Below are 15,315 nucleotides of genomic sequence, written 5' to 3'. Positions count from 1 at the left end.
GTCCGGCCGCCGGCCCGACGCCCCCCACGCCCTCCTACCGCGTGCGTGATGCATGCCGAGTGAGGGCACGCCGCACGCCCATCATGTCCTGCGTGCGATGACCATCAGGTATTCGCACGGGGCGTTCGTCCGGTTGGCGAAGCCGTGGTCCGCGTCGGCCTGGAAGAACATCGAGTCGCCCTTGTGCAGGGTCTCGCTGACCCCGCCGATCGCGACGGTGACGGTGCCTTCGAGCACCACGAGTTGCTTCTCCGTACCCGACGGATAGGCGGGCAGCAGTCCCATCGAGGTCCGCGCGGGGAGGTAGTGGACGACCACCTCGGATCCGCCCGCCCCCGGGGCCGCCGACACGATGTGCCGCTCGAAGCCGGTCTCCGGGTCACGGAACACGGGGCGCTCGTCCCTGCGCATGACGACGACGGCGCCGGATGCGGCGTCGGCAGGCGCGCCGATCAGGTCCGAGAGCGCCACGTCGAGGGCGCGGGCGATCCGGGACGCGACGCCGATCGTCGGGCTCTTCTCGCCGCGTTCGACCTTGGACAGCATCGCCCGGCTGACCGAGGACCGGGCGGACAACTGTTCCAACGTCAGGCCCGCCTCCTCACGGCGCCGCCGCACGTTGCCGCCGAACGCCCCGGCCAGGTCGTCACCGTGCCGGGGTTCGCCCCCGTCTGCGTCCTGCTCGGCCACCGTGCTCCTCGATCGATCTGCATCCCGCCGTCCACAGTGTAGAGTTTCTTCTAAAGAAGAGTCCATCTTCTATCAGAGACATGCGACGCGTGTCCGACACGACGGAGGGGTCCCATGCGTTTGATCTCAAGCGGCCGGCACCACGCCGCGTTCGAGTTCGGCGCCCTGCGGGTGGTCGCGCTGCGGGACGGGTACATCGACATGCCGCCGACACGGCTCCGTGACGCGGACGGCTGCCCGCTCGTCGAACTCCCGGAGGCCGTCCCGCTGGTCGGCGGCAACCTGCGGCTGTCGGTCAACGCCTTCTTCGTCACGGACGGCACGCGGTCGGTGCTCATCGACACGGGGGCGTCGAACGTCTGGCACGACCCCACCATGGGACTGATCTACGACGCGCTCGACGAAGCGGGGGTGGACCGCGCGCAGGTCACCGATGTGGCCATCACCCACAGGCACGAGGACCACGTGAGCGGCCTGGTCGCGCCGGACGGCTCGCCGGCGTTCGCCGGGCTCGAACGCGTGTGGATCGGCGCGGGCGACACCTCGGTGTTCGCGGGAAGGCTGGCGGGGTTTCGCGACCGGGTCGTCCCGGTGTCGGAGAGGGTCGCGGTCAACGCCTGGACCACCGCCGTTCCGGCGCCGGGTCACACGGCCGGCCACACCGTGTACGAGGTCAGGAGCGGCAGCGGACTCCTTCTCGCGTGGGGCGACACCGTCCACGTCCCCACGCTCCAGTTCGACCGGCCGAGTGTGACCTGGGAATTCGACGGGGACCAGCCGCAGGCCCGCGCCGCGCGTGCGGGACTCCTCGAACAACTGTGCCGACCAGGCCACTTCGTCGCGGGCGCCCACCTCGACTCTCCCGGTATCGCGCGCGTGACCCCCTCCGGCGAAGGCTACGCGCTGGAATACCTCGCACCGCCGATCGGCTGAGCAAGCCCGTCTGCGCCGGAACCCTCCCGAGTTCCGGCACACCCTTGCCGGGCCGCGGCACAGCCTTCTCGTGCGCATCCCCGCCGGAACGGGCCAGGGCGGTCCTCCCGGTCGGCCTCGCGCCGACCGGGAGGACCGCAGCTCGCGGCCTCCCGCTCAGGCGCCGATGGCGGCGCGGAGGTCGGCTGCCAGTTCGGGGGTGTCGCCGGGGATGAGGGCAAGCAGGCCCGTCAGGGAAATGCCCGCCGCCTCGGGCGCTTTGCCGTCGATGGGGATGCCGGGCAGGTGCTCCGCGAGGACGGCGCTGACCGCCCGCCACACGGCCGGGTCGTCCGCCAGGGTACGCAGCGGCGTGTCCATGGTCATCGGCGGACGGGTGCCGTACGGCTCCGGCAGGTCGTATTCCCACCGGTGTTCGCCCGCATCCACCTCGACGACCAGGCCGTCGGGGTGCAGGGGCAGTTCGACCGTGGCCTTGGTGTCGGCCGGCACGGTGACATCGATGGACACGTGCGTGTCCTCGATGCGCCAGGCGACGGACGCCCGGCCACGCACCGTGTCGTGCGTGACGGTGGCGTGGGTGAGGCCGCCGCCCGGCCGGGGGGCGACGCGCATGGTCCGGTAGCCGGGTTCCACCGGGGCCAGGCCGCCCACCGTGCGGTGCAACCAGTCCGCGACGGCACCGAGGGCGTAGTGGTTCAGGGACGTCATGCCGTCGGGGTGGAGGGAGCCGTCCGGTCGGACGGAGTCCCACCGCTCCCAGATCGTCGTCGCGCCCATGGTCACCGGATACAGGAAGGAGGGGCAGCCGGTCTCCAGGAGGAGCAGGTACGCCTCGTCCAGGTGGCCGGTGCGGCCGAGCGCCTCGGTGACGAAGGGTGTGCCGGCGAATCCGGTCGAGATGCGGTACCCGGCCTTGGCGACGAGTTCGGCGAGTCGGTCCCCGGCCTTGGCCTCCTGCTCGGGTTCCAGGATGTCGAAGCAGATGGCCAGCGCGTACGCGGTCGCGGACTCGCTCGCCAGTCGACCGGCAGGCGTCACGAACTCGTGGCGGAAGGCGTCCCGGACGGTGCGGGCGAGCGCGGCGAAGTGTGCGGCGTCGTCCTTCTCATCGAGAAGGGCGGCGATTTCCGCGAGTTGCGCGGTGGTTCGGCACAGGAACGCGGAGGCCACGAGGTGGCGGTCGGTCTTGCCGCCGGACGGGTTGTCGCCGGGTGCGTCCGGATCGAGCCAGTCGCCGAACTGGAACCCGCTGCTCCACAGGCCCGTTTCGTCGAGGACGCGCTCGACGCTGCGGACGAACGCGGTCATCGAGGGGTAGTTGCGGCGCAGGATCTCGGCGTCGCCGTACTCGCGGTAGAGCGCCCACGGCAGGGAGACGACGACGTCGCTCCACAGCGCGGTCGGCGACGACGGTGTGGACAGGACGTCCGGAACCACCCAGGGGACGTACCCCTTCTCGCGGTGTTCGGCCGCGACGTCCTCCAGCCAGGAGCCCAGGAGGCCGCGGACGTCGTGGAGGAACGCGGCGGTGGGTCCGAAGGCGTTGATGTCGCCGGTCCAGCCCAGCCGTTCGTCGCGCTGCGGGCAGTCGGTGGGGACGCCGACGAAGTTGTCGCGCATCGACCACACCACGTTGGCGTGCAACTGGTTGAGCAGCAGGTGGGAGGTCTCGAACCAGCCGGTGCGCGTCATGTCGCTGTGCACGACGATCGCCCGGACGGCGTCGGTGTCGAGGACGCCCGGATAGCCGTCGATCTCGGCGTACCGGAAACCGTGGAACGTGAACTTCGGCTCCCAGGTCTCGGGGCCGCCGCCGCGCAAGGTGTAGCTGTCGACCGAGGCGGCGGTGCGCAGGGTCTGGGTGCCGAGCTCGCCTTCCACCAGGACCTCGGCGTGCCGCAGTGTCACCACGTGGCCCGCGGGTCCGTCGACGTCGAGGCGCACCCAGCCGGAGATGTTCTGCCCGAAATCGACGATCGTCTTCCCGCCGGGGCTGGTGAGCAGGGCGACGGGGGCGAGTTCCTCGATGCGGCGGATCGGCGGGGCGGTCGTGGTGACGAGCGTGGCGGGATCCCACTCGTGGGGCTCGGCGGGTAGCCAGGTGCTGTCGTCGAACCCGGGCAGGTTCCAGCCGTCCGGTTCCAGACGGGCGTCGTGGTGCTCCCCGTCGTAGAGGCTGTTGCCGAGCACGGAGCCGGTGCCGGTGGTGAACGTCGGCTCTGAGCCGATGACTTCGGTCCTGTCGGCGTACTCCAGCTCGATCTGGAGGAACAGCGCCGGACGGTCGGAGTAGTGCGCGCCGCGGTTCTCGAAGCCGAGGCGGCCGACGGCCCAGCCGTCCCCGACGATCGCGCCGACGGCGTTGTTCCCGGTGGCGACCAGATCGGTGACGTCGTGGTCGCTCACGTGGAGGCGGTGCCGGTAGGACGTCCACCCCGGCGCCAGCACCTCGTCCCCGACCCTCGTTCCGTTGAGATACGGCTCCACGATGCCGAGCGCGCTGACATGCAGCGTCGCCCTGATCAAGGAGGCGTCCACCGTGAATTCGCGGCGGAAGTACGTGGCGGCACCGTCGTTTCGGGACGGAGCGGCGATGAAGGACGCCTGCCAGGCGGAAGCCACAGCGAACCTCCCAGGTTCTCGTCAGCGGTGGGAACTGGTACGGCTGTCCGTCGGCGAGCGCGGGCTCATTTTTACGTACACGGTACGCGAAATTCTCCGGGAAGCGCTGTTCCGATCTGGCGCATGCGCGCCCGGGCAGCTACGCTCCCGACGCACAACGTGGAATCGCCCGCAGTACACGGGCGTTCCGCATGTGAATCGGTTCAATCGGGGACGCCCATCGGGCCCGGCCGGGGCCATGCATAAGCCCCGCACCACCCCCTGCCAATCGCGATGTTCAGCACGTCAGCAGCAGGTTCTCTCGGACTGTAACGTTTCAAGTCCGGGGTTGCAATGCCGGACGCCGACCGGCGTCCGGCTGTCACGGTGCGGCGCGATCGGGGACACATGCGCTCGCCCGCACCTCCGCTTCAGAAGAACGCCAGTCCGCGCACGGCATCTTCAGCCCCCCAGAGAAAGCGGTCTCGACTGATGAGCAACCATTCGCACCCCGCCTCCGGCGAAGGAAGAGAGCGCCGCAAGGTGAGCCGCCGGGGCTTCCTCGGCATGACGACGGCCGCGGGACTCGCGGCATCCGGAGCGCTGCCGGGCGTCGCCGGAGCAAGCGCCGCGACCGGCGCCACCGCCGCCGTTACGACGCCCACGGGCACGGCACCCTTCCGCACCTCGCTTTCCGTCAGCCCGGAGACGGAACGCGTGCTCGCGCAGACGTCCCTCACCGACGGCACCCGCACCGCCAGGACGCCCGAGGAGTTGCAGCGCCTGTACATGGCACACGGCGCCACCGAGGTGTACGCGCGCATGGCCACCCGCCGCTTCGCCCGGGACAAGGACGCCGAGCACGGTTTCCACCGTGCCATCGAACGGGCTTTCCTGGCACGCAAGTTGGGCCTCCCGCTCAACGTCGAACTCGGGCTGTGGAACGTGTACGGCGATGTGTCCCACCAACCCGGCCCGGACTTCTCCGACTACCCGCTCATCCGGCTGCCCGGCCCCTGGGAGTCGCTGACGCTCAACCAGATGAGCCACGCGCTTCGTCTGTACGGTGCCATCGCCGCCGGCCAGATCCTGGCGACCGGCGTGAAGGTCAACGTCTGGGACATCGGCAACGAGGTCGAGTTCGGCGTCGCCGGCGTCGCCCCGCGCGGCTTCACGCCGTCCACCGACTACTGGACGTACGCGGCCCCCGACGCGGTGGACCCCGCGATCGGCCAGATGCAGGTCTACACGCTGCTGCTGGAGATGTCCGACAGCGACCGGATCTCCTGGCTTCGCACCCACTTGTGGCCCTACACGGGACGGCTCCTCGCCGCCGTGGCCGAAGGCGTCCGCCTCGTCGCTCCGCAGGCCAGGTTCAGCTCGCACACCAGCGTGATCGCGATGCAGTACCCCGGATTCGCCGAGGCGTTCTGGCAGGCGATGGCCGACGCCGGATTCCCCGCGCACCAGCTCGGGACGTCGTACTACCCCACCTCGGTCCAATACGGGGACCAGCTCGCGGCCTTCAAGAACTCCAGCCAGTCGCTGCACAGCACCTTCGGCAAGCAGGTCTTCATCGCGGAAGCCGGATACCCGTCCGGCACGATGGGTCCGCCGCTGGAGTGGAACACCCCTGTCAGCGGGTATCCGCTCAGCACACAGGGCCAGTACGAATTCCACCGCGACATCGTCGCCTGGGGCGCCCAGAACGGCTGCCTCGCCGGCATCCGTCCCTGGGCGCCCGACTCCTGCGTCGGCTTCTGGCAACCCATGAGCCACTTCACCCCGTCGGGCGGGTCCGCCGCCGCCAAGCCCGTACTGGACGCGATCGCCCACGGCCTCCAGTAGCGGATTCGCCGCCCTGGGTCTCTGCTCCCATCTGCCGACCGGCCCGCTCTCGGGTGTGTCGCCGGTCCGGCGACGTACCCGAGTGCACGGCTCGGCCCGGCATCCGCACAACCCGCACCAATCCCCGTCCAAGCGGCCCGACCACCTGCCCCGCGCGTGGCAGGTGGTCGGGCCTGCCCCGCGCGGGCTGCCGCCGCGCCTGTTCCGGGCACCCCGGCAACTCAGAGGGCTGCCGGGCGACCCACAGCCCAGAGCACTGCCGGGCGACTCCGCAGCTCAGAGGGCCGCTCCCCCGATCCTCAGAAAGTTCATCCGCAAGAAACCTGGCGTCATTCAGTTTTTACTTCTACTCTCGATCCACCCGCGCTCGCCGCATCTCCCGGCGACTTCTGTGAATCGTTTCAAAACAGGTTCCCGAGAGAAGGACTCGCGATGACCGCCTCCCCCGACCTCGTCGGCGCCGCCGACCTCGCCGACCGCGTGGCCGCGTTGCCACTGGACGAGAAGGTCCGGCTCCTGACAGGTGCGGACGCCTGGTCCACCCACCCCGCCCCGGCACTCGGTCTGGCGACGCTGACCCTCTCCGACGGGCCCGTGGGCCCTCGCGGCCCGGCGTTCGGAACCGATCTGGTCCCCAGCCTGTTGTTCCCGAGCCCCAGCGCGATGGCCGCGACCTGGGACGACGACGCGGTGTATCAGGCGGGTGCGCTGATGGGCGCGAAGTCCGCCGAGTTGGGGGTGCACGTCCTGCTCGCGCCCACCGTCAACCTGCACCGCTCGCCCCTCGGCGGACGGCACTTCGAGTGCTACTCGGAGGATCCGCTGCTCACCGCGAGGATCGCGGCCCGGTTGATCGAGGGCGTGCAGTCACAGGGCGTCGCCGCGACGATCAAGCACTTCGTCGGCAACGACTCGGAAACCGAACGCATGGGCTACGACGCGCGGATCGACGAGAAGACGCTGCGCGAGGTCTACCTGCCGCCCTTCGAAGTGGCCGTGCGCGAGGCGCGGGTGTGGGCGGTGATGGCCGCGTACAACGGCGTCAACGGCGAATCGATGACGGAGAACGGCCGTCTGCTCACCTCGGTCCTCAAGCAGGAGTGGGGGTTCGACGGCCTGGTCATGTCGGACTGGGGCGCGGCGCGGAGCACGTCCGCTTCCGCCCTGGCCGGCCTCGATCTGGTGATGCCCGGACCGGACGGCCCGTGGGCGGAGAAGCTCGCGGAAGCCGTACGGCACGGCGAAGTCGCGGAGGCGGTGATCGACGACAAGGTCGTCCGCCTGGTCCGGCTTGCGGGGCGCGTCGGCGGACTGGAGGGACACGCCCGGCCCGAGGCCGACCCGGTCCCACCGGAAGTCCGGTCTCGGCTACGCGACTTGGCGGTGCAGGGCAGCGTACTCCTGCGCAATGACGGCGCGCTGCCGCTCGCCCCCGGCGCGCTGCGGACGGTCGCGCTGATCGGGCCCAACGCGGTGCGGTTCGCGTCGCAGGGCGGCGGCAGCGCGCATGTCCGCCCCGAACACGAGACTCCGCTCGGCGAAGCCCTCGCGGCGGTTCTCGGGGACGGCATCGAACTCACAGTCGTCGCGGGCGCGTTCCCGAATCAGTTGCTCGACCCGGTCCCCTCCTCAGCTTCCGCCAACCCGGCCACCGGCGAGCCCGGCGTGCGGCTGGAAATCCTCGACGCCGACGGCTCCGTGATCGGCAGCGAGGACCACGCGACGAAGCCCTACCACTTCCCGATTGTGCTGCCGCCCGAGGCCGCGGCGGTGGTGCTGCGCACCCGCCTGCGGACGGCGGAATCCGGCACGCACCACCTGTCGGTGCTCGGCGCGGGCGAGTTCACCGTCACCATCGACGGCAAGAGTGCGGGAACCGTTGAACAGCTGCTCAGTGAACCGGACTTCGGCGCGCTGATGCTCAACACGCCCTCGTCCGTGCTGGAGTTCGAGGCGACTTCGGGCGAGGTCGACATCGCCATACGCCTTCGGCCGCAGGACGGCTTCCCGTACCCGGTCACGCTGCTCGGCGTCGGGTACGCGCCGCCGCGCCGGGACGACGACGCGGAACTCGAAGCCGCCGTCACCGCCGCCCGCGAGGCCGATGTGGCGATCGTGGTGGTCGGCACCGGCGACGAGTTCGAACGCGAGAGCGTCGACCGGACCACGCTGGCCCTGCCCGGCCGCCAGGACGAGCTCGTCCGGGCGGTGTGCGCCGCGAACCCCAACACGGTCGTCGTCGTCAACGCCGGGGCCCCGGTCCTGATGCCGTGGGCCGACGAGCCGGCAGCTGTGCTGTGGTCGTGGTTCCCCGGGCAAGAGGGCACCGAAGCCGTGACCGCCGTGCTGACCGGCGCGGAACCGGGCGGGCGACTGCCGACCACGTTCCCGGTGGCGGCGTCCGACAGCCCCGTGTTGTCGACGCTGCCGGCGGACGGGCGGATCGACTACGCCGAGGGCGGCCTGATCGGCTACCGCGGATACGCCGCGCGCGGGACGACTCCGCTGTTCCCCTTCGGCCACGGCCTGTCGTACACCACCTGGGAGTACGCGGACCTGTCCACGGCACGAACCTCCCACGGCGTCGAGGTGACCCTGACCGTCGCCAACACCGGCGACCGCCCCGGGCGCGACGTCGTCCAGGTCTATCTGGAATCCCCCGGAGAACCGCTGCGGCTGATCGGATACACGCCCGTCACCTCCGCGGCCGGGGTCCGCAGCCGGGTCACCGTGACCGTCGACAACCGCACGCTGTCCCGCTGGACCGACGGGGCCTGGACGATCCCGCCCGGCATGCACCGCATCCTGGTAGGCCGCTCCGCGGCCGACCTGACCCTCACCACCGAGCTGACGCTCGCCTGAACCGACTGGCCGCGTCTCCCCCGGGCCGCGGCACGCTTCCCGGCCCGCCTGAAATGCCGGTAATGTCTGGAGATCTGCCATGAGCGCCACCGCACCACCCCTGGACCACACGGACCCGCCCGGCCCCACGCCCGGCGGCGACGAGCGGCACCGGGCGTACTACGTCGTCCTCATGGTCGCGCTGGCCTGGCCGACCGTCGTGCTGTCGATGTCCGGCCTGCTGCTCGGCAACGCCCAGGGGCTGATCGCCCAGCACTTCCACACCACCGAGATCGCCTGGTTCACGCTGATCACCACGCTCGTCGCGACGATGAGCGTGCCGTTCCTGATCAAGGCGTCCGAGATGTTCGGCAAGAAGCGCGTCATGGTCGTCGCCTCGGTGGTCGGCGTCATCGGGGAGACGCTGTGCGCCCTCGCCCCCACCTGGGGGTTGATGCTGTCCGCGCGGTTCCTGGTCGGTATCTACGCGGTGGTGACCGCGCTGACCTTCTCGATCATCCGCGACGTGTTCCCGGCCAAGTGGATCGGGACCGCGACCGGTGTGGTGGCGACAAGCGCCGGCCTGACCGCGCTGGTCGGGCCGTGGCTGTCGGGCTGGTTGCAGGACGACCACGGGTTCCGCGGGGTGCTGTGGTTCCTGACGATCAACAGCGTCATCGCTCTGATTCTGCTGTTGGTGTTCGTACCGGAGAGCCCACTGCGGGCACCGCGCACCTCGTTCGACTGGCTGGGCGGCCTCCTGCTCGGGGGCAGCGCCACCGCGCTCGTGTACGGCATCGGCAAGGGCAGCGAATGGGGGTGGAGCGACGCCTTCACGTTGTTCTACTTGGTCGGCGGCGTCGTGGCCTTCGTGGCGTTCCTGGCCGTGGAGCACCGCGTCGCCCACCCCCTGCTGGACGTGAAGCTCCTGTCCGACCGCCGCCTCCTGCTGATCCTGATCGCGGGCGGCGCCGCGAGCGGCGTGCTGTTCTCCGCCGGCACCATCAGCCAGTTGCTCGCCCTCTACCCGAAGATCCCGGGTATGTCCGACGGACTCGGCTACTCGGCGACCGAGAACGCCGCGATCGGGGTGCACTCCAGCATCCTGATCCTGCTCTGCGGTGCCGCCGTCGGGTGGGTCGCCAACCGGTGGAGCGCGAAGATCACGCTGGTCTCCGGACTCGTGCTGGCCATCGCGGGACTCCTTGTCACGTCGCAATACCACCACGAGAAGTGGCAACTCATCGCTTTCGGACCGCTGTTCGCGGCCGGGATGGGCCTGGTGCTCGCGTCCGGCTCGGTCCTGATCGTCGGTGCGGTGCGCGCGGAGAACCAGGCCACCGCGAACGGCGTCGGCACGCTGATCGGCGGCGTACTGGGCGCGATCTCCACCCAGGTGATCTTCACGGTCCTCGACAATCACGCAAACGTCGTGCAGGGCACCGCGCTCTACTCCGACGAAGGGTACGAGCTCGCCTATGTGGTGGCCGCCGTAATGCTCGCCGCCACGCTCGTGATCGCACTGCTCATCCCGAAGGTACGCACGACCGTGGAGGCCGCCCAGGACAGTCCCGTGGCGCCGCCTGCCCCGACCATCCACTGACGGTTCACGGCCGGGGCCGCGAAGGCGGCCCCGGCTCGTCCTCGCCCGGCTCTGGTCAGTCCCCGCCGGGGCTGGTGATCATGGTGACCAGGGCACCGACGACCTCGGCCATGTCGATGTCCGGGTCGATCAGCCACTGCAACTGCGCGCCGTCGACCGCGGCGACCAGGAGCCGCGCAAGCAGTTCCGCGCTGATGTCGGTGCGTGCCCGCCCTTCGGCCTGCATGACCTCTATGCCGGTGCGGATGGCGGAACGCAGCTCGGTGTACCGGCCTTCGAAGTACGGTCCGGCCGGGTGCCCCGGCTCGGGGGCGGCGGCGGTCATCGCGACATAGAGCTGCACAAGCCCCGGCACGTCCATGTTGTGCCGGACGGTACGCACGATCGCCTCAAGGGGATCCACGGCCCCGACGGCCGCGTCCCTCGATGCCTGGTCCCGTTCGTCGATGACCGCGAGGAAAAGTTCCTCGCGCGAGCCGAAGTAGTGCAGGACACCCGTATCGGTCAGCCCGACGCGGTCGGCGATCTTCCGGAGCGACGCCTTGCGGTCGCCTTCGGTCGCGAAGACCTCCAGCGCGGTACGGAGGATCTGCGCGCGGCGGGCGACGCCCTTGGGGTACGGGCGCTGAGCATGACGACCGCCGACGGCCGGTTTGTCACTGGTCACCGCACGAACGTACCCCAGCACATGCACGCCCGATCCGCCGCATCGCGTTGACATGACAACAAACACACATATCGATTGGGTCGGCCGCAACCACGACCGGCCCACGACCGGCAGGGAGTTCGGATTCATGGAACGCTTCACGGGCAAACGAGTCCTCGTCACCGGCGGCGCGTCCGGCATCGGCCAGGCCACCGTGCTGAGGCTGCTGCACGAAGGCGCGCGCGTCGTCGCGGTGGACGTGGCCGAGGACGGCCTGAAGAGCACGCGCGAGCAGGCCGCGTCCGACGGCAACGGCACGGGGCTGTCGACACGCGCTCTGGACGTGTCCGACGAAACGGCCGTGGGCCACGTGGTCGCGGACGCGGTCCTGGAACTCGGCGGGCTGGACGTCCTGGTCAACGCGGCCGGAATCCTGCGCGCCGCGCACACCCATGAATGCCCGCTGGAGACGTGGAACCGCATCATCGCGGTCAACCTGACCGGGACGTTCCTCGTCACCCGCACCGCCCTGCCCGCACTCCTGAAGTCCGGCGCCGGCGTCGTGGTGAACTTCAGCTCCACGTCCGCCTCGTTCGCGCACCCGTACATGGCCGCCTACTCGGCCAGCAAGGGCGGGATCCAGTCCTTCACCCACAGCATCGCGCTGGAGTACTCCAAGCAGGGCCTGCGCGCGGTGAGCGTGGCGCCGGGGAGTATCCGGAGCGGTATCACCGAGACGACCGCGGGCCACCTGCCCGAGGACACCGACTGGGAGCTGTTCGGCAAGCTCCAGCCCGCTCTCGGGCACGGCTTCGCACCGCCGGAGACGGTCGCCGGCGTCGTCGCCATGCTCGCCTCCGACGACGGCGCCTTCATCACCGGCACCGAGATCCGCATCGACGGCGGCACCCACCAGTGACGCCCTCGCCGGGCGACTGACCGCACCATCCGGCCGAAGGAGGCCATCACGCATGCCCAGCAAGGCATTCGCCCTCATTGCGGGGATCATCCGAGCCGGCCGCGAAAACGCGCCCACCGACCGGGAGTCCGAGCGGCGCCAGTCGGCCGGGCAGGCCGCGATGTACCAGCGCGTCGCCGGTGTGCGTGACGAGCCCGCCGCGGCGTTGCGAGACGGGTCGTACCTGATGACGCCTCAGGACTCTCGCGACGACCTGGTGGTGCTCTACATCCACGGAGGCGGGTTCGTCTCCGGCGCCGCGGGGACATGCCGGTCGACCGGCGCGCACCTGGCGCTGGGCACGCGCGCCCGCGTCGTGCTGCCGGAGTACCGGCTCGCTCCGGAAGAGCCCTACCCGGCGGCCCTGGACGATTGCGAAGCCGCCTTCGAGTACGCGGCGTCCCTGGCACCGCACGTCGTCGTGGCCGGGGAGTCGGCAGGCGCCAATCTCGCCGCCGCCCTGCTGCTGCGCCGTGCGGCGATCGGGGACCCGCGCGCCATCGCCGGCGTGCTGTACTCCGGGGTCTTCGACCAGCGCGAGGAGCGGTACCGGGAGGGGAGTTGGGTCGACCGCGCCGAGACAGACCTCGCACTCGGCGGGGCCGACGGCTCCATGAGCGCCCTCTACCTCGCCGGCCACCGCGCGGACGACCCCTTCGTCTCCCCTGTCGTCGCCGACCTCGGCAACCTGCCGCCGCTGTTCGTCCAGGTCTCCGGTGCCGAGCGCCTGCTCGACGACTCCCTCGACATCGCCACCCGAGCCGCACGCGCGGGTGTGCACGTCGAGTTGGAGGTACGGCCGAAGATGTTCCACGGCTGGCAACTGGCTGCCGGCTTCCTGCCGGAAGCCACCGAGGCGGTCGAGCGCACCGCCGCGTTCGTCAACCGCGTCGCGGAGGGCCGGGTCGTCGACGGCGCGGCTCTGCTCGGTGGCCCGGCATCGCTCGACGAGGTGCACGGGGCCGGTGTGGAAGCGCCTTGAACCGTCGCCGTGGACGGAGCGGCCTCGGGGCCGATGAGTGCGGCTACTCCGACCTCCGACCGCGCTCGGGGTAGGAGGGCGGGGGTTGGGGGGGTCGGAAGGTCGGGGGTAGGAGGTCGCGGGCTCGGGGGGTCGGTCCCTACGCCGGCTACCGAGGCCGCGGCGAGCATCCTGGCGTACACGCCGGCCGCACGTCGGCTGCTTCGCAAGGCGTTGGGCGGCCGTCCGCGATGCCTTCGACGGCTTCGACGGTGACCTCGACAACCAGGTCGAAGAGGTGGTCGAGAGCGGACGGCAGGTTGTCGAGGACTGCCGCGAGACGGGCGCCGGCCTCCGTCGGCGCCCGTTGCGGGTCGCCGCGCATTACCGTCGCCGACCCGACGGCCGGAGGTCGCCGGGCGGCGAGAGTCGCCTGGCCGACGACGGTCGCGCCGATGAGCGCGACTGCCAGTGCCGCCTCCGCGTCCGTCAGGTCCAAGGGGCCCAGCACGTCGGTCAGTTCGACGATGGACGGTAGCCACGCAGGTTCCCGGAGCGAGGCGACGAAGGGCAGCAAGTGCGGGTACGGCCGCAGGTGGTCGAGGCTCGACCGCATCCACTCGCGGAGTTGCGCCTGCCAGGATGCGCCCTCCGATGGAGTGAACCGCATGTGCGCCATCACCCGGTCGGCAACTGCGTACGCCAGATCGTCGCGGTCCGGGAAGTAGCGGTACAGAGCCATGGGAGCCGAGTCGACCGCCTTCGCCACTCGTCTGAGTGTCAGTGGCTCCGCCGGATCTGCGTACACGAGTCCGACCGCGGCCTCGACAATCCGCTCACGCGACAAGCGCGCCGGCCTTCCGCGCGGGCGTGCGGGTCCCGTCGTCGGGCCCTGGGCCATACTCCCTCCTTCCGCTGCCCGGTGTGCCGAAGGAGGGTGCCCGGCGACGCCCGTGTCGGCTCCGTCCGGGCAGCGTTGAACCCGTCGTACCTCAGGCCGAGTTGTCGGCCCAGTCGGTGGTCGGAGTGATCGAGTACGCGTCGATGAGCGCGCGGATGAACTCCTTGTCGTGCAGCGGGTCCGACGGCTCGGCGACCTGGATCCCACGGGCGCGCATGTCGGCCAGCAGGCGCTCGAAGACCACGTCGTGCGTCAGGTCGTCGGACGGGTCCATGCTCGCCTTGACCTCGTCGAGGTCGTCGTAGAGTTCGGCGTTCCAGTGCACCAGCAGCCGTATCTCGTCAGGCGCGTAGCGGCGGATGACCTCGCCGTCGGTCATCGCCGTCCAGTCGCCGCGGTCCGCGTCGTACTGCATCACGGAGCGGTGCCTCACACCCGGCGTGTCGCGTTCGTCGGGGCGGCCGACGGGGTCGCCGCGGTGGAACATCATCTCGTTCTGCACGACGACCCCCTTGTTCCACAACGGGTGTTCGAGCCGCATGGGCTCGCCGAGCGGCCCGTCCGGCCAGCAGGTGAAGGTGCCGTTCTCGCCCAGGTACCACCAGGTGATCACCTGCGCCATCTTCACCACGTGGTCCGTGAACAGACCCGAGCGGCCCATCACGTTCTGGAGCCAGATCGGGGACTTCTCGATACGTACGCCTCGGAAGGTGACGCCGTCGAGGTGGGACGCCAAGCGGCTGTGGTGCGGTCCGCACAGGTTGAACAGCATCAACGTCGGCCGGGCGTACTTGGCGCCCCAGTAGTCCTTGGCCAGTTCGAGGAAGCGGGCGTTGTAGAAGCAGTCGTGCAACTCCGGGTAGTAGAGCACCGAGTTCTCCGCGAAGAACCCCCGGAAGTGCGGCGACGCGACGTCGTCGAGCGTGAAATCGACTTGGTCCGCCGTGCCGTTGTTCGAGGTGGCCACAAGTTCTTCGATGCTGTCGAAGTGGTGCGCGGCGATCGTCGGCCACGGGCCGTGCGTCTTGAGCACGTCGAGGATGCGTTCGTGCTGGTCGTCCGAATACACGTCCTGGACGATCCGGGGCGGCGCGGCGGGGCGCAGGACTTCGTTGAGGCGCAGGTTGTCGACGGTCATCAGGTCTCCTCGTTTCAACAGGTCGTCGCGCGGCGTCGGGCAAGGAAGCCGGGCTGCCGCTCTCCGGTCATGCCGGGGCGGCCGAGGCCGCAGGCCGGCGGCCGAGGACGGTTTCCGGGGCGTTCGACGACGGCGTCTCCCGGCCCGCCTCGGGGCTCGTGCAGAAGCCGAGTGAGAAGTTCCCCATGGTGT

Annotated in this window: 11 protein-coding genes; 6 read left to right on the top strand and 5 right to left on the bottom strand. The window is 70.4% G+C overall.

Annotation, left to right across the window (positions count from 1 at the left end; translation table 11 throughout):
* Positions 1-81: 81 nt before the first annotated feature.
* Complete coding sequence (locus ACRX5S_RS28400) at positions 82-690, bottom strand: helix-turn-helix domain-containing protein (RefSeq protein WP_436775973.1); 609 nt, start codon at positions 688-690, stop codon at positions 82-84.
* 114 nt (positions 691-804) lie between these two features.
* Between ACRX5S_RS28400 and ACRX5S_RS28395 the strand changes: the two genes are divergently transcribed.
* Positions 805-1,623 (top strand): MBL fold metallo-hydrolase, encoded by an 819-nt coding sequence (locus ACRX5S_RS28395; protein WP_436775972.1) that lies wholly within the window; start codon positions 805-807, stop codon positions 1,621-1,623.
* A 156-nt stretch (positions 1,624-1,779) separates the two neighbouring features.
* Here ACRX5S_RS28395 and ACRX5S_RS28390 read toward each other — a convergent pair whose 3' ends face one another.
* Positions 1,780-4,248, bottom strand: coding sequence for a glycoside hydrolase family 78 protein (locus ACRX5S_RS28390; RefSeq protein ID WP_436775971.1), 2,469 nt, complete (start codon positions 4,246-4,248; stop codon positions 1,780-1,782).
* Between the two features lie 471 nt (positions 4,249-4,719).
* Between ACRX5S_RS28390 and ACRX5S_RS28385 the strand changes: the two genes are divergently transcribed.
* The 3 genes from ACRX5S_RS28385 (at position 4,720) to ACRX5S_RS28375 (ending at position 10,519) form a co-directional block, all read left to right on the top strand.
* Positions 4,720-6,075 carry a glycosyl hydrolase 53 family protein gene (locus ACRX5S_RS28385; protein ID WP_436775970.1) on the top strand — a complete coding sequence of 452 codons (1,356 nt, stop codon included), beginning with the start codon at positions 4,720-4,722 and terminating at the stop codon, positions 6,073-6,075.
* 432 nt (positions 6,076-6,507) lie between these two features.
* Positions 6,508-8,937: a glycoside hydrolase family 3 C-terminal domain-containing protein gene (locus tag ACRX5S_RS28380; RefSeq protein WP_436775969.1), complete on the top strand. Its 2,430-nt coding sequence runs from the start codon at positions 6,508-6,510 to the stop codon at positions 8,935-8,937.
* 79 nt (positions 8,938-9,016) lie between these two features.
* Positions 9,017-10,519 carry an MFS transporter gene (locus ACRX5S_RS28375; protein ID WP_436775968.1) on the top strand — a complete coding sequence of 501 codons (1,503 nt, stop codon included), beginning with the start codon at positions 9,017-9,019 and terminating at the stop codon, positions 10,517-10,519.
* Between the two features lie 55 nt (positions 10,520-10,574).
* On the opposite strand, the gene ACRX5S_RS28370 is transcribed toward ACRX5S_RS28375, so the two are convergent.
* The gene (locus ACRX5S_RS28370) at positions 10,575-11,186 is read right to left on the bottom strand and encodes a TetR/AcrR family transcriptional regulator (protein WP_436775967.1); all 612 of its coding nucleotides are present in this window, start codon (positions 11,184-11,186) and stop codon (positions 10,575-10,577) included.
* A gap of 127 nt (positions 11,187-11,313) precedes the next feature.
* Between ACRX5S_RS28370 and ACRX5S_RS28365 the strand changes: the two genes are divergently transcribed.
* A complete protein-coding gene (locus ACRX5S_RS28365) occupies positions 11,314-12,084 on the top strand; it encodes an SDR family NAD(P)-dependent oxidoreductase (RefSeq protein ID WP_436775966.1) in 771 nt (256 codons plus the stop codon).
* Between the two features lie 52 nt (positions 12,085-12,136).
* Positions 12,137-13,105, top strand: coding sequence for an alpha/beta hydrolase fold domain-containing protein (locus ACRX5S_RS28360; protein WP_436775965.1), 969 nt, complete (start codon positions 12,137-12,139; stop codon positions 13,103-13,105).
* Between the two features lie 148 nt (positions 13,106-13,253).
* Here ACRX5S_RS28360 and ACRX5S_RS28355 read toward each other — a convergent pair whose 3' ends face one another.
* Together ACRX5S_RS28355 and ACRX5S_RS28350 are read right to left on the bottom strand one after the other, a co-directional pair.
* Positions 13,254-13,985 carry a TetR/AcrR family transcriptional regulator gene (locus tag ACRX5S_RS28355; RefSeq protein ID WP_436775964.1) on the bottom strand — a complete coding sequence of 244 codons (732 nt, stop codon included), beginning with the start codon at positions 13,983-13,985 and terminating at the stop codon, positions 13,254-13,256.
* 91 nt (positions 13,986-14,076) lie between these two features.
* Positions 14,077-15,123: a hypothetical protein gene (locus ACRX5S_RS28350; protein ID WP_436775963.1), complete on the bottom strand. Its 1,047-nt coding sequence runs from the start codon at positions 15,121-15,123 to the stop codon at positions 14,077-14,079.
* Positions 15,124-15,315: the final 192 nt, after the last annotated feature.

This window comes from Yinghuangia sp. YIM S09857 (genome assembly GCF_051388915.1).
Taxonomy (GTDB): Bacteria; Actinomycetota; Actinomycetes; order Streptomycetales; family Streptomycetaceae; genus Yinghuangia.
Note: the sequence above shows the minus strand (reverse complement) of the source record. Positions and strands in the feature narration are given on the sequence as shown.